Origin of the sequence: Campylobacter concisus, from assembly GCF_003048535.1 — a bacterium.
GTDB classification, from domain to species: Bacteria; Campylobacterota; Campylobacteria; order Campylobacterales; family Campylobacteraceae; genus Campylobacter_A; species Campylobacter_A concisus_S.
In genome coordinates, this window is sequence record NZ_PIRQ01000001.1 from 215,248 (window position 1) to 236,476 (window position 21,229).

Genomic DNA, 21,229 nt, shown 5'->3' on the forward strand with positions numbered 1-21,229 from the left:
GCTTATTGTAGATAAAATGCTTGATTTTATTTTTGCAAGAGTAGCTAAATGGTGTAAATTTAATGTGAAAAAATGTATAAAATTTTGATAATTGTTATATAAAAATTTTTAGATCATAGGTTGATTTAATTATGCTCTAAAATTATTAAGCCTGTCTCTTAGTTCTTTTGAAATGGTAAATTTTGAGAGTTCATATTTGTCAAAAATGATGATCAAATCATCACCTAGTGGTTGCACTAATCCAAAGCAAGCATCTCTATCAAGACGGTTTTTCTTAAATTTTATGCTCAAAGTTTCAACTTTTTTCTTATCGCCAAAGCTTTTAATGGCGATTTCGTAGATATCCTTAAAGTAAAATTTTATGCTTTTTGAGCCTTTTGTGATAATAAATCCATCATCTTCAATACGTAAAAAGTTGTTTTGAAAAATTTTTCTAACACAAAAGAACGCTGAGAGAGCGCCAATGATGATGCCAAAGAGAGACGCTGTGCCAAGAGCTAGATAAAAGTAGCCAACGATGCTAAAGGCAAAAAGCCCAAGCCCAAAGGCTAGCGCCCAAAAAACATCTTTTTTAATCTCTTTTGTTATCATCATTTTTCCTTTTAAGCTAAAATTCCAGCACCATTTATCGCTTGGCTGCGCTCTTTTGCATAAATTCTCTTGCCATTTATCACGTCATATTTCCAGATCGGCGCATTTGCCTTAAAGTCCTCGACAAACTCGTTTATAAGCCTTAGCGCGACCTTTCTTTGAGGGCTCACAATGCCTGCTACATAAGAGCTCATATGCACAGCTACATCGCCTTTTGAGTGAGCAAAGAGTACGTAGGCATTTTCTTTTTTTGCCCGCTCCTCCCAAGCATCAAGCCATTTTTTAAGGATCGGCTCATAGATATCAAAGCTAAGCGCCGAAATGCCACCTTCCTCTCTTACGATCCCAACAAAAGTGATGAGTGCACCGCAGTTTTTATCCTTAAAGCGTTCATACCACTCGTTTGTGATGCTTTGAACATCCAAGCTTCCGTCATAAATTTGCATCTTAGCCTCCACAAACTGGTGGCAATATAGAAATTTTATCGCCTGATTTAAGAGCAAAATTTATATCACTTACGATCTCGTCATTTACGGCAACCGCACAGATATTTAGCCATTTTTTAAGTTCTTCTTTTTTGCTCAAAGCCGCTTTTACATCACCTAAATTTTTTGCCTCTACTTTTATATTTTCAAGCCCGATAGGCCCAAGAAATTCGATCTCTATCACGTTTTATCCTTTGAGATTTTTGCTGATTTTACTTAAAAATAAATTTAGATATACTTATTTAAAAATTTAAAAAGCGAGAAAAAATGAACGAAATTTTAAAAAATATAAAAACCCCAGCCTACGTATGTGAAGAGGCAAAAGTACGTAAAAATCTAGAGCTTTTAAGGTACGTAAAAGAGCAAAGCGGAGCTAAAATTTTAGTAGCACTTAAGGGCTTTGCATTTAGCGGTGTGATGGATATGGTGGGCTCTTATCTTGACGGTGCGACTTGTAGTGGGCTTCATGAAGCAAAATTTGCAAACGAATACGTAAAAGGCGAGATTCATACTTATAGTCCAGCCTTTAAGGATGAGGATTTTGATGAAATTTTAAAAATTTCAAAACACATTACATTTAACTCTTTTGCGCAGTGGCAAAAATTTAAGGGTATTGCCCTAGAAAATGGTATCATCTGTGGCCTGCGCGTAAATCCAGAGGTCTCGCTAGCCCCAACTGACAGCTATAATCCATGCGGTAAATTTAGCAGGCTTGGCATTACAAGAGAAAATTTTAAGCCAGAGCTTCTTGATGGCATTAGTGGGTTTCATTTTCACGCACTTTGCGAGGAGAGTGCGAGTAGCTTACAAACCGTGTTAGAGGCATTTGAAGAGAAATTTGGCGAGTTTATCCCAAGGATGAAGTGGATAAATATGGGCGGCGGCCACCACATTACGAGGGCTGATTACGATGTGGAGCTGCTTATAAATATCATTAGACGCTTTCGCGAGAAATATGGCGTGGAGGTCTATCTGGAGCCTGGTGAGGCCGTGGGCTGGCAGACTGGCTTTTTGATAAGTAGCGTGCTTGACATCGTGCATAACGAGAAAGATATCGCTATCCTTGACACATCAGCCGAGGCGCATATGCCTGATACTGTGCTCATGCCTTACCGACCAGCCGTTAGAGGTGAGAGTGAAAATGGTAAATTTACTTATAGATTTGGCGGTAATACCTGCCTAGCTGGCGATATAGTAGGGCTTGAAACGGGCGATGCGGAGTATAAATTTGATAGCGAGCTAAAAATCGGCGACCGAGTCATCTTTGAAGACCAAATTCACTACACTATCGTGAAAAACACGACATTTAACGGCATAAAACTGCCTGATCTACTGCTTTTAAAAGAAAATGGCGAGATAAAGATGATTAGAGAGCTAGACTACGAAGAGTATAGGCGTAGAAACTAATAGCTGGTGTTGTGGTTAGCTTTTGGCTGCTCAATACTAAAAGCTCATTTGTATTTATGCCTATAAAATTTTTACAGAATCAGTATCCATAAAATTTGGCAAATTTATCTATCTTTGCACTCTTTTGCCAGTTGTATTCGGTTTCATTTGCGATACTTTGAGCTGATTCTTTAGCGAAATGATCACTTATAAAGCCAAGAGTCATATCCATGCCAGCAGCCACGCCTGAAGCCGCGTAAAATTTATCATCTTTTATCACTTGGCATACTCTTGTTACTCTACTGCCTCGCCTTATCCTTTTATCGACCCAAGTGATTTTTTATTTGAGGTAGCCCTTAAGCCGTCAAGCTCTCCTGTGCGAGCGATGAGAGCCGAGCCAGTGCATACACTTAGGCAAATTTGAGATACCAAAACGCACTCTTTAAGTTTTAAGATAAATTCGTTCTCATTTACAAGCGTCCTTGTGCCTTGACCTCCAGGGAGTAGCAAAATGCTCTCTTTTGGCATCTTGTTAAGTTTTTTTGTTTTTATCAAAAAGCCTTGCTTGCTTCTTTTCATCCCACCATCAAACGAGACATAATTAATGTTAATTTCAGGCACCCTTGCTAAAAACTCTACCGGCCCCATAAGATCAAGCACCTTGTAGTTATCAAAGATAAGAGCGTAAATGTCCATTGCTTCGCCTTTTAATAGAGATCTAAAATGCTTTTGATATTTTAATTCAATTTTTAGAAAATATAAATTTAATAAGGTATTTTGAGTTAAAAAGCTAAATTTATAAAGCATTAGCTTTTTGATAAAAATATTCAAATTTATCTAGTACCATTTCTAAACTTTGAATTTAACCACGTTTTTAGGTAAAAAATTGAGATTTTTACTGCTCAAAATTTATATCAGCGTTTATCAAAATTAACAAAACTTAAATATTTTTTATAAAAATTTTAGTAATCTTTTTTGCTAAGGTTTGCTTGTGATTAGCTCTGATATAATAGCCACAAAACGGCATAGCTGTGTGATTTTAGCATATTTAACCAAAGCTTAAATCATTTAAGCTTTAGCAAATAAAGGAATAAAATGACGAGAATTCTTACTCTACTTTTTACATTGTCCGTTGCGGCAATGGCCATTGAAGGACCAACTGGTGTCAATCAATTTGACAGCACTATTTGGGCAGCACAGAGGATAGAAAATATCAAGCCTTATGAGCATGGCTGGGGCCCGATATTTACTTTTATACAAGGCAACGACTACTTCGCGATAGCTGCACTTTCTATCATTTTAGCTGTTATCGGCGCGTTCGTGCTACACTTCTTGATCATCGGACCAAAACACTTTAGTCACGATGGCAAAAAAGTATTTGCGTTTTCACTGATCGAACGTATAGCTCACGGCTTAGCTGCGATCTCTTGGATCATCTTAGTGCCAACTGGCATCATCATCATGTGGGGTGCAGAGCTTGGTGGTGGCACATTTGTGCGTTTCTGTAGATACTTGCACGATATAGCGACTATTATATTTGCTATTTCTGTGCTTCCTATGCTATTTGCTTGGACTATCAGAATGCTTCCAGCTGTTTATGACATAAGATGGATGATGATAGTTGGTGGCTATCTATCAAAGAAGAAAAAACCAGTCCCTGCTGGTAAATTTAACGCTGGTCAAAAAGCATGGTATTGGATCGCTATTCCTGGTGGTATCGTGATGATCATCACTGGTGCGATTATGTATTTCTTAGACTTCAAAGAGCCAGCAGTTGCTACATGGCTTGGCATAACACAGATCGACCTTTTAAGATATAGCGTAGTTATACACAACTGCCTCGGTATAGTCTGTGCGGTATTTTTCCTAGTTCATATCTATATGGCTGCTATCGCTATCCACGGTGCGATCTGGTCGATGGTCACTGGATACAAAGAGGAAGAAGAAGTTTATGTTCTTCATCACTACTGGTATCAAGAGCTTGTTAGAGAGAATAAAATTCCAGTATCTGATTATGAAAAGTCTTATACAAATTTAAAATAATTAAATTTACTTTGACCTTGCTAGTAAGCGGGGTCAAAGCTCTCTTTTATCTCAAATTTATACATTAAAATTTTTAAAATAATTAATATTTTTTTGGCTATAATCCAAACTAGTTTCAAGGTTTGAAATACTAATTGCAAAAGGAAAAATCATGACAACAATTGATTGTAGAAATTTAGAATGTCCAAAACCAGTCATAATGACAAAAAATGCACTTGATAGTTTAAGTGAAGGCGAAAGCTTAGAAATTTTGGTAAATGCACTAGCCCCAAAAGAAAATATTTCAAGATTTTTAAAAAATCAAAATATAAACTTTAGCCTAGAAAGCAATGGCAACGAGACTAAAATTTTAGCTACAAAAGGTAAAAATGCTCTTGAGCTTACAAATTTTGATGAGTTTGTCTGCGACATAACACCAAAAAATAATAAAGTACTCTATCTAAATGAAGAGCGCGCAGGAAGTGGCGAAGTGGGAATAAATTTACTATCAAAATTCCTAGGAGCATTTCTTCAAGTTGAGAAAAAGCCAAAGATAATAATCTGCGTAAATAACGCTGTAAAGATGACTACAAACCGCTCACACCCAAGCTTTAAGCCGCTTAAAGATCTTGAAGCTGCTGGTGTTAAAATTTTAAGCTGCGGAAGCTGCTTGGAGGCTTATAAGCTAGTAAGTGATCTTGCGATTGGCGAAATTTCAAATGCTTATGAGATCATCGACATACTCTCAACTCACGAGCAAATCAAATTATGATCTATTACGACAAAAAGCTTACGCAGTTCGTTAGAGCCGCTGGTTGAGCTGCTAAGCTTGACCCGTCGGGTCTAAACAAAACGATTAGTAGTTTAAATTTATCTCATCCAAATCTGCTCTCAAGCACCAATTCTAATGAGGATGCGAGTGTCTTTAAAATTTCAAGTGATCTTGCACTTGTTCAAACGCTTGACTTTATAACGCCTGTGGTAAATGATCCATTTATCTACGGTCAAATCGCTGCTGCAAATAGCCTAAGCGACGTCTTTGCAATGGGTGGTGAGGTGATAAATGCTCTAAATATCGTAGGCTTTGATAGTTGTAACTTGGCGCCTGAAATTTTAGGCGAAATTTTACAAGGTGGAGCCGATAAAGTAAAAGAGTGTGGCGGTATAATCGTTGGCGGGCATACGATTGAGACACAGCAGATGTATTATGGGCTTAGCGTCACTGGAAGGGTGCATCCTGATAAATTTTGGGCAAATAATACAGCCATAAATGGCAATGTTTTGATACTTACAAAGTCCCTTGGAAGCGGCATTTTAAGCACAGCAATAAAGGCTGATTTATTAAGCATGGAGCAGATAAAAGAGGCTGCAACTATCATGGCACAGCTAAATTTTTATGCATTAAAGGCACTTGATGGCATCAAAGTCTACGGTGCCACTGATGTGACTGGATTTGGCTTTTTGGGGCATTTAAGCGAAATGTTAAATGAAAAGATTAGTTTTGAAATTTATGAAAAAAACGTGCCAATCATTGCAAGTGCAAAGGAATTTGCAGATATGGGCATAATTCCAGAGGGAAGCTATAAAAACCGCGAATTTGCAAAGCATTTTGTAGACAAAGAAGCTGATATTTTGCTATTTGACGCACAAACTTCAGGTGGGCTTTTGCTCGCAGTTGGTGAAAAGGACGCGATGCTTGCAGTAAAACGCTTAAAAGAAGTAGGCTATGAAAGTTCAGCTATTGTTGGCTCCGCGGTGTCAAAGAGCGAGTTTGGTATATTTTTAAGATAAATTTTTAAAAATAGCATGCTATCCATTGCGTTAGTGAAATCTTTTAATTTACTTAACCATTCTATAATTTCAAAAACTACAAAGGAGAGATGATGAATTATCTTGAAATTTTAAAATTTCGTCACGCGTGCAAAATTTTTGATGAGAACAAAAAGATCGGTGCTGGAGAGTTTGATTTTATACTAGAGGCTGGTAGGTTAAGTCCCAGCTCAACCGGTCTTGAGCAGTGGGATATCTTAGTCGTTCAAAATAAAGAGCTTAGAGAAAAAATAAAAGCTCTTTCATGGAATCAAGCGCAAATCACATCTTGCTCGCATTTAGTTGTCGTTTTAGCTAAGATCAAAGAGGTGAAATTTGGAAGCACATACGTTAATAAAATGATCGCTAGAAATACCAATAAAGATCCTGAAGCCATTGCTGCAAGGCAAAAATTTTATCATGACTTTTTGCTAGCAAATTTTAAAAATGATGATGAGCTAACATTTCAGTGGTCACATGAGCAGTGCATGATAATTGCCACAAATATGATGAATGCAGCTGCAAGTTTGGGCATTGATAGTTGCCCGATAGAAGGCTTTGATAGACATGCTTTAAATGAACTTTTGGGGCTTGATGAGAGCTTTCAAAGAGTGGCCATCATGGTGCCATTTGGCTACCGCCTAAATCCACAACCAAAAAAACTTCGCAGAGAAATTTCTGATATCGTTACTTGGATCTATTAAGATATTTGAGCCAAATTTTAAATAAATTTTTGGCTCAATTTTAAAAAACCAATAAATTCTAAATAAATACTTACCTTTATAAACCCAAATCAAGTAAAAATGGGATAAAATCAGAGCCAAAACCTAAACTAACGAGGTGTCTATCGTGCTTGAGAAACAAAAAACCAGCCTTCAAATAGTAAAAATGTTTTATACAAAGTCTATTTTACTTTTACTCTCATTTATATTTTTAGCATTATTTGTAGTTTGTGCTGGTACGAACGATATAAAGTATGATCTTAGCTCAACTAATTCAAATATAAAATCATCAATCTCAAATAGCTTTTTTATAATAAAAAACGATCTATTTTTAAAATCAAAAATGGTTGAAGCAAGTCTTAGCGATATGCTATTTGATAAAAATTCAACAAAAAACGATCTTTATATAGCTTTTTATGTTTTTGATAAAAATAGAAATTTGCTCTATTCAAAGAGATTTTTAGGTGCTGATGACATAGCCGAAAAGGATTTATCTTGGCTTAGTTTAAACGAGGCAGATGCTGGGAAATTTACAGTATCAGATCGTGTCTATAAAAATAATCGTTTTAGAGATATTTATGCATCTTATGGACTAAAAAATGGAGGCAGCATTTTAGTTCAAATTGATATAAAATTTTTGCAAAGCTACGCTACTGTAGATTACGATGAGAAAAGCAAAACTTATGCTTATCTGGTAGATAAATATGGAAATTTATCAAGAGATGAGTTTTATAAAAAATTTGATGAATCGATGTTTTTGCCTTATGTGAGTCTTGGCGACGAGTTTAAAGAGGATAAAATAATATTTTCTTTAAGCCATATGAGCTTTTATCTCATAAGCTATATGCCAGAGTATAAAATTTTTGTTATTACCGCTTCAACGAAGCATTTTCATATCTTTATGCAGTTTGTGTTATTTTGGCTATCGATCTTTTGTTTTATATCTTCTTTGATTTTATGGGTTAGAGATGTGAAATTTATAAAAAATAGAATAATGCCAGCTTTAAAAGAGGTAAGAGATACTTTAGATGGCAATGAATATGAGATAAGACGAAGCCTTAATGTAACAGAATTTGAAGATATAAAAAATGGAATAAACAAGCTAAAGATAGAAGCCAAAAAAGCAACTGATGGACTAGAAGAATACAAAAGTAGATTTGGCTATATTTTTGAGCAAAGCTTTTTGAAAATAGTAGTTTATGATGCTTATAGCGGCGATATTATTGATGCTAGTAATGCATTTTTATCTTCTGTTGGCTACACAAAAGATGAGATTATAGAGCTAAATTTAAATGATTTAATAGATGACGATTTTGCATTGTTTATGCAAATGAAACAAGATGCTCAAAATAGCGATATGAGTTTTAAAATCAAGCTAAAAACAAAAGATGGCGGTACTAAAGAGGGATTTTTGCAAGAGTCGCAGATCGAACTAAGGGATTCTAGGCTAAATTTTATGCTTATACACGAGCTTGACGATGGAAAATTTACGAAAAAGGATAACGAAGCAATAAATGATTATTCGTTTTTATCGCCAAATGTAATAGCAGAAGCATTAAGTAGCGATCCATTTTCTATCGTAAGAAGTACGCAAAATATCGATAGTGTCTTTAAAGTCCCACAAGATAAGAGGCTTATAAATTTAAAAAATCTAATAAGTCCTGAAAGTTTAGATGAGTTTGCTGTAAATGTTTCTAATGAATCTAAAAAATTCTTTGAAAATGGCGGTAAAAATAGTGAAATCAATCTCGTAGCCAATATGCAAACAAATGAAAATAACAAAACACCATTTAAGATAAAAGTAAAATTTATAGATAATGGTGCTGATAAAGAGCGAAAGATCATCTACTTTTTTAATGACTTAAGTGATATAGCAAAGTTGCAAGAAAAATATGATGCTGAATTAAAATATTTTCAAAGCATACTTTGGGCAAGCCAAGCGCTTGTCTTTTCATGGGATAAAAAAAGCGACACCCTTTATATCCCAAATGCTATCGCCAAGTCGCTCGGATATGCATTAAATGGAGATATGAGTATAAATTTTGAACGTGCAAAAACTATATTTGTAGATGAATTTGTAAGCTTTAAGGACTTTTTTGACCTTATAAAAAAAGGTGAAGTATATGATGGCGAAGTGCGTTTTTATAGGGCTGATAAAGAGATTATTTATGTAAGGATTAGAGCAAAAGCAGTAGCTTTTTATGATGGTGAAGTAAGCGTTATAAAGGGCACAATGCAAGATCTTAGTGTGCAAAATAGCTTTTTTTCTTATCAAGACCTTTTAGCAAAAATTTTCTCATACGCAAAAGAGCAAATTATTATGCTTGATGATGAGTTTAGGATCATAGATGCTAATGACGCTTTTTTCGATACGCTTAACATTTCTAGAGATAAAAATTTTATAGAGAAAATTTACTCAAAAGATATAATTAATTTTAAAAACGGACTAAAAGATATTAAAGATGAAATTTTAAATTCACTTAAAATAACTGGCTTTTGGCAAGGTCTTATTCATGATGTTCGAAGCAAAAATAGACTCGAAGTTATAAGCATAAGTAAGCTTTTAAACGCGTTTGGCGATCAAGAGGGATATATATTACTAGCTTCAAGCGCAAATGATGATTGCTACAATAAAGAGTATCTCGAATTTATCGCGTATCATGATACGCTGACTGGACTACCAAATAGATTTTTACTTTTTAATAAGCTAGAAAATCTGCTAAAACAAGCGAAAAAAAGCTTAAAAGTAGCAGCCTTTTATGTTGATTTTGATAATTTTAAATCGATAAATGACGGATACGGACATCAAGTAGGCGATAAAATCCTAATAGAAATTTCAAAAAAAATAGATGAAATTTTTCCAAAACAAGGAATATTTGCAAGAATAGGCGGAGACGAGTTTATAGGTGCTATGCCTTATGAAAATTTGGGAGAGATTTACGAAACTGCTGAAAACATCTTAAGAGTGGGTCAGAGTAAAATTTCTATTGATGATGATGAAAAAAAACTTAGCGTAAGTATTGGTATTAGCTTAAGTAGCGATGCACTTAGTGTTGATGATCTAATTGAAAGAGCTGATTGGGCTATGTATCAAGCAAAGCTTAATGGAAAAAATAAATATTATGTATTTAATTCGAAAAAAGATACATACTTTAAAAATGAATATAGAGATGACTCAAAGATCATTGAAGCTATCGATGCTGGCGAGATGTTCTTGCTTTATCAGCCTGAGATTGATATAAAAAGTGGGGAAGTTAGTAGCTTTGAGGCATTTATTAGATGGAAAAATGGCGATAAGATATTAAGGCCATCAGACTTCTTACCGCTTGCAAAAGGCTCAAAAGCAGTTGTTGCTATCGCATTATTTACACTAAAAGATGCTTTAAAAGCTAGGGCTGTGTGGCTAAAAGAGGGGATAAATGCAAAAGTTAGAGTAAATTTGTGCATTAAAAAGCTAATGACTTCTGAGTTCTTTGAGAAATTTAAAAAGCTTTTAGAAGATGAGCAGCTAGACGCTAATGGGCTAATCATAGATATCGTTGACTCTGCAAGTGGCGTAAATTTAGATGATGTTGTTAGATATATTGATGCTTATAAGGAGCTAGGTGTTAGCTTTTCGCTTGATGATTTTGCGTCTTATTCAGGCTCGGTAGAAGCTTTAGGTATGTTAAAAACAAACAGATTCAATATAGATAAAAGATTTTGCAAACAGATTTTTGATTCAGTAGAAGCACTAAAGACCATACGCATGATAAAGTATGTATCAGATACATTTAATTTTGATGTCATGATAAAAAATTTAGAAGATAAAAGCATGCTTGAAATTTTTGTTGGATTTGGCTTTAGTAGATTTCAAGGACGGCTTTTTGCGCCAGAGCTTAGCCTGGATGATGTGCTCAAATTTAGATTTGCTCTATCATCTCCGCTAAATGTAAGAAATTTTCAAGATGATGAGAACTACAATATGCTTTGCAAAATAGTAGGTGCAAAAGAGCTTATGATTCGTTTGATAAATTTACTTAAATGCGATGAAAAAGTAAGCGAAAAATTAAAAATCGAAATAGCAAATCAAGTAGATAATATCAGAACAATAAATGAAAAATTAGCTGAAATTTTAGATACGATCCTTGTAAAAATAGACAAAGAGAACGTAATAAATTTAGCTAATGAGGCAATTTTGTTATGCGATAATGATCTAAATTTGAGTGGAGCAAATAAATAATGAATGAAAATGCTTTAAATGTTTATGAGCATGAAATCCCAAATGGAAGCAAGCTGTACTTTGCCAGTAGTGCAAAGCTAAAGAGGCAGATCGAGCAAAAAGCTAGTGAAATTTTAGAAAATGAAGGCTTTAGCGAGATCGTAACGCCATTTTTCTCATATCACCAGCATTTAAGTGTAGATGCGACAAATCTTTTGCGTTTTAGCGATAGCCTAAATCACGAAATAAGTCTAAGAGCCGATAGCACGGTAGATACTGTAAGGATCGTGCTTAGAAGGCTAAAAGCAAACGAATCAAAAAGATGGTTTTATATCCAGCCGGTCTTTCGCTATCCAAGCCAAGAAATTTATCAAATCGGAGCCGAGCTAATCGGTGAAAATGATGTTTTAAAAAGCATAAATATCGTAGCAAAGCTTCTTAATGAGCTAAAAATGGATACATTTTTGCAAGTGAGCAATATACAAATTCCAAGAGTGGTTTGTGAAATTTTAAGCATGCCTATTGAAATTTTTGAAAATGGACAAATGGAGAAAATTTTATCTCAAAATGTTCCATGGCTAAGCGCTCTTGCTCTTTTAAAGTCAGTTGATGAACTGGATGAAGTGATTAAAATTTCTCCAAGCAAACTAAAAGAACCGCTTGAAAATTTGAGAAATTTAGCCAGTGCTTTAGAATATAAAAATTTAAGAATAGTTCCGCTATATTACTCGAAAATGAGATACTACGATAGTTTATTTTTTAGATTTTTAAGAAATAACAGCATAATAGCAAGTGGCGGCAGCTACGAAATAGACGGAAAAATAAATAGTGGTTTTGCTGTTTATACGGACGCGTTGATAGAAGAAAAAATTAATTTAAGGAAGTAAGAATGAGAAAGGCTGATTTAGTAGTTGGAGTTCAATGGGGTGATGAGGGCAAAGGCAAGATAGTTGATATGCTAGGACTAAACTATGACATGATCTGTCGCTCACAAGGCGGCCATAATGCCGGCCATACGATCTGGGTTGATGGCGTTAGATACGCGCTTCACCTTGTTCCAAGCGGAATTTTGCATAAAAATATCATAAATATTATTGGCAATGGTGTTGTTGTTTGCCCAGAAGTATTAATCACTGAAATGGCACAGTTTGAAAATTTGGAGGGAAGGCTTTATATTAGCGATAAAGCACATTTAAATCTAAGCTACCATAGCCAAATCGATCAAGCAAAAGAGAGACTAAAAGGTGAAAAAGCAATCGGTACGACTGGAAAAGGTATCGGACCAACTTATGCTGATAAAATAAGTAGAAGTGGCCACAGAGTAGGCGAACTACTTGAGCCAGAGCGTTTGTGTGATGCTTTGATGCATGATTTTGAGACAAACAAATGCGTATTTGACGCACTTGGTGTAAAAATTCCTAATGAAAATGAATTACTTGAAGAGCTAAAAAGATATAAAGAGGTTTTAGCTCCATTTATCGCAAATACTACAAACCTAGTGTGGAAGGCACTTGATGAAAATAAAAAGGTATTACTTGAAGGCGCTCAGGGCACGCTTTTAGATATCGACCATGGCACATATCCATACGTAACTAGCTCAAATACTATAAGTGCAGGTGCTTGTACAGGTCTTGGACTAAATCCAAAAGAAATCGGTGAAGTAATAGGCGTCATAAAGGCCTATACGACTCGTGTTGGCTTTGGTCCTTTCCCAACAGAAGATAAAGGTACGAGTGGCGATAAGATGTGTGATATCGGTAAGGAATTTGGCACAACAACAGGCCGCCGCAGACGTTGTGGCTGGTTTGATGCTGTGAGTGTAAAATATGCTTCAAGGCTTGACGGTGTCGATACTTATGCGCTTATGAAGCTTGATGTACTTGATGGATTTGAAGTGGTAAAAATTTGCAAAGCTTATCAATATAATGGTGAAACTATCGATTATATGCCAACAGATCTTGAAAATGCAACTCCTATTTACGAGGAACTTGCGGGTTGGGATAGTGTAAAAGGTATAAGCAAATATGAAGATTTGCCAGCAAACGCAAGAGCTTATATTGAGAGAATAGAAGCGCTAACTGGCGTAAAGATCGGCTATATCTCAACAAGCCCTGAAAGAAGCGATACAATCATTAGATGAAAAGTAAATTTACCTCTATTGTTCGTGTAAAAAAGCAAGAAATGGACAAGGTAGAGGCCAAGCTCGCCGTTGCCAGGCTTAATGTGAGAAATTTTGAAGAAAATTTAGCACGTTTAAGAGCTAAACTTGGCGAGTTTGTTTTGCCAAAAAGTGGCAATATAGGTGAGCTAAAAGAAAATTTAGAGCTGATAAATATAATAAGGCAGGAGCTAAATGCTTGCAAAGAGAGCCTTGAAATAGCTAACAAAGAAGTTTTACACTACGAGCATAAATATAAAAATGCAAATTTAGAGTACGAAAAGATGAAATATCTAGAAAAAGAAGAGTTCAAAAAAGAGATAAAACGCATACAAAAGGCCGAAGTACTTGCACTTGACGAGTTTGCTGTGATGAAATTTGTTACTAAAAGTGAGCAGTGATGAGAGGGTTTTTATTATTTTTTGTGATCCTAAATTTTGCATTTTGCTACGAAGTGCCTGTTGACTGCACTCAAATTTTTGAAGCTAGAAAAGAAGAAATTTCAAAAGAACTTGAGATTATAGATGAGCAGCGTCAGGCACTAGAGGCTTTTCGTGCAAGCTCGGCAGCAGCTTATGAAGAAAATAATAAAAAGCTCGCCAAAAAAGAGGCCGATCTAAATGCGACAATGAAACTAATTGAGCAAAAACGTAAAGAGATCGATGAAGTAGTCGCTAAAAATGAGAAAATTTTAAAAGAACTTCGCACAATGACTAGTGATAAAGTCAATGAGTCGTATTCTAAGATGAAAGATGGCGCGGCAGCTGAGGTGCTATCTAAAATGCCTAGATCAAACGCAGCTACTATACTTTATGCTCTTGATGCCAAAAAGATATCAACCATCATGGCGAAAATGGATCCAAAAGTAGCATCTGAGATCACCACTTTGCTTCAAAAAGGACCACCATTTGCTGATGAAAAAGGCGATATGCCAACTCCAGCCGGTAGCATAAATATACAGTAATAAATTTTTGCACAAGCAAACAAAATTTTAAAAAATTTAGACACCAAGATATAAAGCACTTGCTTATAAATTTTTAATTTTAAGCTCACCTAACTTTAGCTTGTATACTTTTATGGTAGTTATTTTTTAACCAAACTTGCTAGGACACCAACTCCAAGGATGGCTAGAATGATAAAAAGGCTAATTTGTGCAGAAATTTCAAAACCATGATGAAAGATATGAGCAGTCGCATTTACAGCTAGCTTTGCTGCGATAAAAAACAAAAGCACGATTACAGAAATTTCTAAATACTTTAAAAAATTTTTGAGTGCTTCAAGCACAAAATAAAGCGTTCTTAGCCCAAGTATTGCAAATATCATCGCTGAATAAACAATCACAGGATCTTTGCTCACAGCAATGACAGCCGGAACGCTATCAAAAGCAAATATCACATCGCTTAGCTCAATCACGCAAAGGCACAAGAATAATGGTGTTGCTATCCAAGTAGCTTTTAGCCTTAAAATTTGATCGTTAAGAGTAGTTTTTTGACTATCTGAAATTTGCTTAGAAATTTCGCTAAATTTAACAAAAAAGCTATGTCCAAAAAGCTGTGGTAAAACCGGAAAGAAGCGATAAACTGCCCTATAAGCTATGTGGTTTGAATAATCTTTTATATCTTCATCACACTTATCTTTTTTTATCATCATTACAGCACTATATGCGACTATTGCTGCAAATATTAGCTCCATCCAAGGCGAGATGGCAAAAAGCATCGTACCTACGGCTACAAAGATGAGCCTAAATATCATAGCTCCTATAACGCCAAAATAAAGCACTCTGTGGCGATAAATTTCAGGTATCTTAAACCATGAAAAAATCGCCATCATCACAAAAAGATTATCTACTGAGAGCGACTTTTCTAGCGCATATCCTGCAAAATAAAGACTTGCTATTTCACTGCCTCGCTCAAAATATAAATATATGCCAAAAAGTACCGAAACTCCTATCCAAAAAATAGACCAAATACCAGCTTGTTTTAGTGAAATTTTCTCATCATGTTTATGAGCAAAAAGATCTATTCCAAAGGCAAGTGATGCCATTATAAGAAAAACTATAATTGTTTGAATTTCTAATGCGTTCAACTTTTATCCTTAAAATTTTAACAAGGCATCATCAATACTTCTACTATCTCGCCTTTTTTGAGAAATTCTTTATCCATTGGGATCATTAAAAGTGCGGCTTTGTTTGTTAAATTATTTACGATCGCTGAACTGCCAAGCTTTTTGCCATTTAGATTTACAAAATTTTTTCCTTCACGATTTTCTAAATTTACAGCTGTAAATTCTAAAAATGGTGAGCGTTTTTTATAGTCTTCGTCCATTATCGCCGTGATCTTTGGCTCTTCTTGACCAAACCATGCATTTATTAGGACCCTCACGTAAAGCACACACATAACCATTGCCGAGTACGGAAATCCTGGCAGTGCAAATATATATTTATCGCCTGACTTTGCCACTCTGATATGACGACCCGGTTTTATGGCAGCACCTTCGATGATAAGGCTAAAATTTTCATTTAAAGCGCCTTTTACAAAGTCGTAGTCTCCCATGCTGACACCGCCAGTTGTTACCAAGATATCAGCTGATTTTAGTGCGTTTATGATCGCTTTCTCGACAAGCTCGGCCTTGTCTCTTACGATCTCGCAAAGGACCGGCTCTGCGCCCATTTTGCGTATCTGCATAGCGATGCCTACGTGATTTGAGCTGTGAATTTGTGCTGTATTTTCTAATGGCTCGCCAAGGTCTTTTATCTCGCTACCAGTTGCAAGTATCGCCACTCTTGGACGAATAAAGACGCTTATGTGAAAGTGGCCAAGCTCTGCTAGAAGTGCGATTTCGGCGTAGCTTAGACGTGTGCCTTTTTTGATCAAAATTTCACCTTTTTTGTAGCTTTCTCCTACTTCGCGCACAGCAAAACCCTTTGGCACGCTCTTTTTGATGAGTATTTTTGATCCGACAACCTCGACATTTTCTACTGGCACAAGAGTATCAGTACCTTCGCTCATTAGTGAGCCAGTGAAAGTTTTTACACATTTACTACCCTCTATAACCAGTCCTTTGTCGCTTCCAGCAGGCAGGTCTGTGATGAGCTCAAGCTCGCTTAGGCTATCTTTAAAGGCAAAAGCATAGCCGTCCATCGCTGAAACTGGCTTTGCTGGGTAATTTTCGGCAGCTGTCACGTCGTAGGCGATATTTCTATCAAGTGCGTCTGTGATGGCCACTTTTTCGATCTTATCCCACTCGTTTATAGTATCTTTTAAAATTTTTAGGCTATCTGCATAGCTCATAAAATCTTTCATTATTATCCCTTTTATGAAATTTTTGCATATTTTATCTACTTTGCTCTTAAAAAAATTAATCTTTGTTTTATTTAATGATTATTAAAATATCGTTTAAGAAATCAGTTTGATTTTACCCTATACACAGGAATATTCATGAATAAAACAGTACTTTACATCATCGCAGGTGCAAGCTTAGGCATTCTTGGTCCAGTGCTTGTTTATTTTGGCAACCCAGCAAATATGGGCGTTTGCGCGGCTTGCTTTTTAAGGGATAGCGTAGGTGCTCTTGGCTTTCACCAAGCTAAGGTCGTGCAGTATCTAAGGCCAGAAATTTTAGGTCTTATCATCGGAGGCTTTCTAGCAAGTATGCTTTGGAGTAGAAATTTCACTCCAGTATCAGGCAGTGCGGCATTTTCTAGATTTTTCTTAGGCGTGTTTGCTATGATTGGTTGCCTTATCTTTTTGGGTTGTCCATGGAGAGCGTTTTTGCGCCTTGGCGGCGGAGATATGACTGCTATTGCTGGTCTTGTCGGTCTATTTGCTGGCGTTTTTGTTGGACGATTTTTCAAGAAAAATGGTTACGTCATACCTGAAAATGATGCCACTACAAAACCAGTTGCGTTTTTGCCATTAATCATTGCTATTTTGCTTTTAATAGCCCTTGTCTTTGGTTTAAAACTTGGCGATAATGGTGCATTATTTAGCTCAGAAAAAGGCCCAGGCTCACAGCACGCAAATATCTTTATCTCACTTATTTGCGCCATTGTTATTGGCATTTTTATGCAAAGAAGCAAATTTTGCTCGGTTGGAGCGATTAGTAAAGTTTTTGAGCGTGATCTTTCAATGTTTTATGGCATTGTATCTATCATCGTTTTTGCAAGTATCACAAATTTAGCTCTTGGACAATATAAATTTGGCTTTGAAGCTCAACCTATCGCTCACAATGACGTTCTTTGGAATTTCCTTGGCATGAGTTTGGCTGGTCTTTGCTTTAGCCTAAGTTATGGCTGCCCAGGCAAACATTTAGTGCAAATGGGAGCTGGAAATTTAAGCTCGGCTGTATTTGTTTTAGGCATGGGAGCAGGCGCTGCGATAAGCCATAACTTCATACTTGCAAGCTCAGGAACTGGCATCACTCCTTACGCTCCATATGCCGTAGCGATCGGCTTTATCTATGCTATTTATGTCGGAGTTTTTACTAAAAAAGCATAATATAAATTTGGCTGCCTTTGCAGTCAAATTTACTCACTTTTTATATCTATCACCTCATCAAAAAGTCCAAAAAGCTCACGTTGATGTGTGATCACTGAAATACTAGCCTTAATCTTAAAATTTTTTAGCAGCAATAGTAATGCATTTTGTTTTAAGATTTGGCAAACGATAATTCTAAATCGAACTAAATTTTAACAATAAATTAGCAAAGTTTAATAAGCATCAATATAACGTAAATATTTTAAGCTATTTTGATATAGAATATCGATTTTAATTTTATCTAAAGGAATTCTATGAAGTTTAGTATACTTGCTTCATCACTGATCTTTAGCTCGCTGTGGGCTTTAGATACAAATAACAGTGATTATTCAGTTGTTTTACCAACTATCGAGGTGGAAGGTATCTCGGAGCAAAATACCCTAAAAGGTTATATCGCGTATGATAGTGCGGATATCAATAGAAATGGACTCAGTAACAAAGAGACGCCACAAACTATCGAAAATATAGATATACAAAAGAATAGAAACTACGGCACAAATGATCTTTCAAGTATCCTAGAAGGAAATGCTGGTATTGATGCAGGCTATGATATGAGAGGCGAGAGCATCAAGATAAGAGGCTTTAGTGTTGATGGTGGCGATATATATAGAGATGGCGTTAGAGACTCTGGTCAGATAAGACGCAGTACAGCAAATGTTGAGAGAGTTGAAATTTTAAAAGGACCAGCTTCGATCTTATATGGAAGAAGCGATGGCGGCGCGGTTGTAAATCTAGTTAGTAAGAAGGCAAATTTTATGCCTGTTTATAAGCTCTCAGGAAGAGTTGGCAGCTGGAGTAGATATGGTGGTGGTATCGATATAAATCACGTAGTAAATAATCAATTAGCTGCAAGACTAACGACTGATATGGAGCGTGGAAAATCATGGAGAGATGGTATAAAATATAAAAATTTTATGATAAGTCCAAGTATTATTGTGACAAATGATGGTGGAACGGTGAGCTTTGAGGCGCAATACACATATGATAATGCTTGGCGTGTACCTGATAGAATGCCAACAAAAAGTGTCTATGATAAACTTGGTATCGATTATACAAAGGGATTTTCTCACGATGGAGACTTTGTTGAAGATAAGCTTCATTTCTTTCGTACTGAGCTAAATGCAGAGTTAGTAAAGGACATGAATTTAAAATGGGTTTTTGGTTATAGAAAAGCTAGTCAAAATTTTGACCATTATTTTAGTGGTACCATAATGCCTGGAAATAGACTAAAGCAAAACTATGCTAAACAACAAACTGATAACGACACACTCTCAAATGCCATAACACTTACAAAAGAGCTTGAATTTACAAGATTTAAGCATAATCTTACTTTTGGATATGACAACAGCGTAGAAACTCGCCATCCGAGGCTTTGGTTTGATAGTGCAAAAAATGTAACTATAAATCCATATGCATCAAGATCAAGTTGGGGTAGTGTGGGCTACATACCACTTAATACTGATAATAAGCATAAAGCTATAAATAATGGAGTGTTTTTAGAAGATCTAATAAGCTTAGATGACAAATATAGGCTACTTATTGGTGGAAGGTTTGACTTTTATAAGTTTAAAACAAGAAATATTGCAGATATGACAAATAGCTACAAAGGGCACTCTTTTAGTCCAAGAGTTGGCTTGCTGTGGGACTTTTTGCCAGAACATACCGCATACGCCTCATACTCAAAGAGCTTTGCACCTTATGGTGGTCGCGGAAATATAGGTATAAGTATAGGCGATACAACAATGCTTGATCTAAAACCGCAGAATAACGAGCAATATGAAATCGGCTTAAAAAGCACATGGGCTGATAATAGATTTAGCTCAAACCTAGCGATATTTCAGATCGAGCATAACAATATAAGATATAGACCAGATCCTATAAATGATCCATATACTTGGGCACAGCGTGGCAAAGAGCGAAGTCGTGGTATAGAGCTAAATATCTTGGGTAAAATTTATGAAAATTTATATCTAAGAAGCTCTCTTGGATATATGAGATCCATTATCGCAAGTGATAAATCAAATCCATTAAACGAAAAACTTAGTCTAAATAATACAACCAACTGGCAGGGCAATGTTTTTTTAAGATATGCTAAAAACGACAAATGGTATGTCGAAAGTGGCGTAACAGGATACTCTAAACGATATAGCTACCGCACAAGCAATGGTAGAGTCATAGACGAACATCTTCCTGGTTTTGCTAGATTTGATGCAAGTGCTGGATATAACTTTAACGAACATGCTCAAATAACATTAGCAATAAACAATATCCTAAATAAAAAATACTGGCGTTCTGATTCAAGACCTGGCGATGGGAGATCGTTTATGCTAAATATGCACTACACTTTTTAACTAAAATTTACACTGCCTTCTCTTTGGCGGTGTAATCTTTTGTCATGTGAAATTTGGAGAAATTTAGCCACCAAGGATGGCTAAATTTGAAGTTATCTTAAAATTTGAATCTTTGCTTTTGCGCGGAGTTTATCAAAATAATCAGCCATAAGTTTTTCTTGCTCACCTTGATAAAGCTCGTTTATAACATTATCCTTAACATCTGCAAAGCTTGGAGTGTATGAGCCGATCTTCTCTTTTACTAAAAACATATCAAAGCTGTCAGGCCCTTGCAAAGGCTGTGTGTAGTCACCGTTATTTGTGCTTGAGATGATCGCAGCAAGCCTTGGATCTATGCTTTGATAGTCCAAACTAACCTCTTGTGTTTGCACGCCGTCTAGTAGCTTCGGACTTGTCTTTTGAGCCTCAAGTAGCTCAGGATCTTTTGCTCTATAAACTACGACTCTAGCAGTGCTAAAGACCTTAAATTTATCAGGATTAGCATCAAAATACATCTTTGCTTTTTGCTCATTTACATTTTTGCCAGCTTCAGCCAAGATGCTTTTATAAAGCTTTTCTTGAAGCATCTTTTTTTCTATATTGTTTTTAAACTCCAAAAAGTCCATGCCTTGAGCTTGGATAGAGCTTCTAAACTGCGAATTTGTCATGCCATTTTGCTTTGCGATCGATTCGATTCTATCGTTTAGCTCAAATGGCGTTACGCTAATGTTTAAATTTTTTATCTGAGCATCTTCGAGTCTATCTCTTATGAGTAAATTTAAAGCATCTTGTTCACTGGCTCTTAGCTGCTCTTTCAAGCTATAAACTTCATAAAGCGTGATTGGTTCGTTCTCTACAATAGCTGCGATACCGTTTATCATCTGAGCCGAATATAAATTTAAAGCACTTAGCATGCCAGCAGCCAAAAAGAGCAATTTTTTCATAATAAAACCTTTATTTAAGTATTTAGTAAATATAATTTTGGGCAAT

Annotated in this window: 20 protein-coding genes; 12 read left to right on the forward strand and 8 right to left on the reverse strand. The window is 35.9% G+C overall.

Annotated features, from left to right (window positions below):
* Nucleotides 1-129 precede the first annotated feature (129 nt).
* From CVS93_RS01140 to CVS93_RS01150, 3 genes are read right to left on the reverse strand one after another with little or no spacing between them, the layout of a single operon-like run.
* Nucleotides 130-591 carry a molybdate transport repressor gene (locus CVS93_RS01140; RefSeq protein WP_107686240.1) on the reverse strand — a complete coding sequence of 154 codons (462 nt, stop codon included), beginning with the start codon at nucleotides 589-591 and terminating at the stop codon, nucleotides 130-132.
* A gap of 11 nt (nucleotides 592-602) precedes the next feature.
* Nucleotides 603-1,037 carry a molybdopterin synthase catalytic subunit gene (locus CVS93_RS01145; protein WP_103583312.1) on the reverse strand — a complete coding sequence of 145 codons (435 nt, stop codon included), beginning with the start codon at nucleotides 1,035-1,037 and terminating at the stop codon, nucleotides 603-605.
* Between the two features lies 1 nt (nucleotide 1,038).
* Nucleotides 1,039-1,260: a MoaD/ThiS family protein gene (locus CVS93_RS01150; RefSeq protein ID WP_103583313.1), complete on the reverse strand. Its 222-nt coding sequence runs from the start codon at nucleotides 1,258-1,260 to the stop codon at nucleotides 1,039-1,041.
* Between the two features lie 83 nt (nucleotides 1,261-1,343).
* Between CVS93_RS01150 and nspC the strand changes: the two genes are divergently transcribed.
* The gene (nspC, locus tag CVS93_RS01155; RefSeq protein ID WP_107686241.1) at nucleotides 1,344-2,483 is read left to right on the forward strand and encodes a carboxynorspermidine decarboxylase; all 1,140 of its coding nucleotides are present in this window, start codon (nucleotides 1,344-1,346) and stop codon (nucleotides 2,481-2,483) included.
* A gap of 79 nt (nucleotides 2,484-2,562) precedes the next feature.
* Here the strand turns inward: nspC and CVS93_RS09890 are convergent, their stop codons facing one another.
* Both CVS93_RS09890 and CVS93_RS09895 read right to left on the reverse strand, forming a co-directional pair.
* On the reverse strand, nucleotides 2,563-2,742 hold the full coding sequence (locus tag CVS93_RS09890) for a hypothetical protein (protein ID WP_234400063.1): 180 nt from the start codon (nucleotides 2,740-2,742) through the stop codon (nucleotides 2,563-2,565).
* Nucleotides 2,743-2,774: 32 nt separating this feature from the next.
* Complete coding sequence (locus CVS93_RS09895) at nucleotides 2,775-3,158, reverse strand: DJ-1/PfpI family protein (protein WP_234400064.1); 384 nt, start codon at nucleotides 3,156-3,158, stop codon at nucleotides 2,775-2,777.
* Between the two features lie 399 nt (nucleotides 3,159-3,557).
* Here CVS93_RS09895 and CVS93_RS01165 point away from each other — a divergent pair, with 399 nt between their 5' ends.
* From CVS93_RS01165 to CVS93_RS01205, 9 genes are all read left to right on the forward strand, one after another.
* Nucleotides 3,558-4,505, forward strand: a complete 948-nt coding sequence (locus tag CVS93_RS01165; RefSeq protein WP_107686242.1) for a formate dehydrogenase subunit gamma — start codon at nucleotides 3,558-3,560, stop codon at nucleotides 4,503-4,505.
* A gap of 151 nt (nucleotides 4,506-4,656) precedes the next feature.
* A complete protein-coding gene (yedF, locus tag CVS93_RS01170) occupies nucleotides 4,657-5,256 on the forward strand; it encodes a sulfurtransferase-like selenium metabolism protein YedF (RefSeq protein ID WP_084041655.1) in 600 nt (199 codons plus the stop codon).
* The gene (gene selD, locus CVS93_RS01175; RefSeq protein WP_107686243.1) at nucleotides 5,253-6,275 is read left to right on the forward strand and encodes a selenide, water dikinase SelD; all 1,023 of its coding nucleotides are present in this window, start codon (nucleotides 5,253-5,255) and stop codon (nucleotides 6,273-6,275) included. Before yedF ends, selD begins: the two co-directional genes overlap by 4 nt.
* A gap of 92 nt (nucleotides 6,276-6,367) precedes the next feature.
* Nucleotides 6,368-6,997, forward strand: a complete 630-nt coding sequence (locus CVS93_RS01180; protein ID WP_103644336.1) for an NAD(P)H-dependent oxidoreductase — start codon at nucleotides 6,368-6,370, stop codon at nucleotides 6,995-6,997.
* A 145-nt stretch (nucleotides 6,998-7,142) separates the two neighbouring features.
* Nucleotides 7,143-11,237, forward strand: a complete 4,095-nt coding sequence (locus CVS93_RS01185) for a diguanylate cyclase domain-containing protein (RefSeq protein WP_107686244.1) — start codon at nucleotides 7,143-7,145, stop codon at nucleotides 11,235-11,237.
* Nucleotides 11,237-12,103 carry an ATP phosphoribosyltransferase regulatory subunit gene (locus CVS93_RS01190; protein WP_107686245.1) on the forward strand — a complete coding sequence of 289 codons (867 nt, stop codon included), beginning with the start codon at nucleotides 11,237-11,239 and terminating at the stop codon, nucleotides 12,101-12,103. The genes CVS93_RS01185 and CVS93_RS01190 overlap by 1 nt, the downstream gene beginning before the upstream one ends.
* 2 nt (nucleotides 12,104-12,105) lie before the next feature.
* Nucleotides 12,106-13,356 (forward strand): adenylosuccinate synthase, encoded by a 1,251-nt coding sequence (locus CVS93_RS01195; protein WP_054196124.1) that lies wholly within the window; start codon nucleotides 12,106-12,108, stop codon nucleotides 13,354-13,356.
* Nucleotides 13,357-13,397: 41 nt separating this feature from the next.
* Nucleotides 13,398-13,775 carry a flagellar export protein FliJ gene (locus CVS93_RS01200; protein ID WP_234400065.1) on the forward strand — a complete coding sequence of 126 codons (378 nt, stop codon included), beginning with the start codon at nucleotides 13,398-13,400 and terminating at the stop codon, nucleotides 13,773-13,775.
* Nucleotides 13,775-14,338 carry a MotE family protein gene (locus CVS93_RS01205; protein WP_107686246.1) on the forward strand — a complete coding sequence of 188 codons (564 nt, stop codon included), beginning with the start codon at nucleotides 13,775-13,777 and terminating at the stop codon, nucleotides 14,336-14,338. Before CVS93_RS01200 ends, CVS93_RS01205 begins: the two co-directional genes overlap by 1 nt.
* A 119-nt stretch (nucleotides 14,339-14,457) precedes the next feature.
* Here the strand turns inward: CVS93_RS01205 and CVS93_RS01210 are convergent, their stop codons facing one another.
* Entirely contained in the window at nucleotides 14,458-15,459 is a 1,002-nt protein-coding gene (locus tag CVS93_RS01210; RefSeq protein WP_107686247.1) for a TerC/Alx family metal homeostasis membrane protein, read from the reverse strand.
* 17 nt (nucleotides 15,460-15,476) lie between these two features.
* Nucleotides 15,477-16,676, reverse strand: coding sequence for a molybdopterin molybdotransferase MoeA (locus CVS93_RS01215; RefSeq protein WP_107686248.1), 1,200 nt, complete (start codon nucleotides 16,674-16,676; stop codon nucleotides 15,477-15,479).
* A 135-nt stretch (nucleotides 16,677-16,811) separates the two neighbouring features.
* Between CVS93_RS01215 and yedE the strand changes: the two genes are divergently transcribed.
* Complete coding sequence (yedE, locus tag CVS93_RS01220; RefSeq protein ID WP_107686249.1) at nucleotides 16,812-17,870, forward strand: YedE family putative selenium transporter; 1,059 nt, start codon at nucleotides 16,812-16,814, stop codon at nucleotides 17,868-17,870.
* Nucleotides 17,871-18,163: 293 nt separating this feature from the next.
* Nucleotides 18,164-20,260 carry a TonB-dependent receptor gene (locus CVS93_RS01225; protein ID WP_107686250.1) on the forward strand — a complete coding sequence of 699 codons (2,097 nt, stop codon included), beginning with the start codon at nucleotides 18,164-18,166 and terminating at the stop codon, nucleotides 20,258-20,260.
* Between the two features lie 92 nt (nucleotides 20,261-20,352).
* Here CVS93_RS01225 and CVS93_RS01230 read toward each other — a convergent pair whose 3' ends face one another.
* Entirely contained in the window at nucleotides 20,353-21,183 is an 831-nt protein-coding gene (locus tag CVS93_RS01230; protein ID WP_021091056.1) for a peptidylprolyl isomerase, read from the reverse strand.
* Between the last annotated feature and the right edge of the window lie 46 nt (nucleotides 21,184-21,229).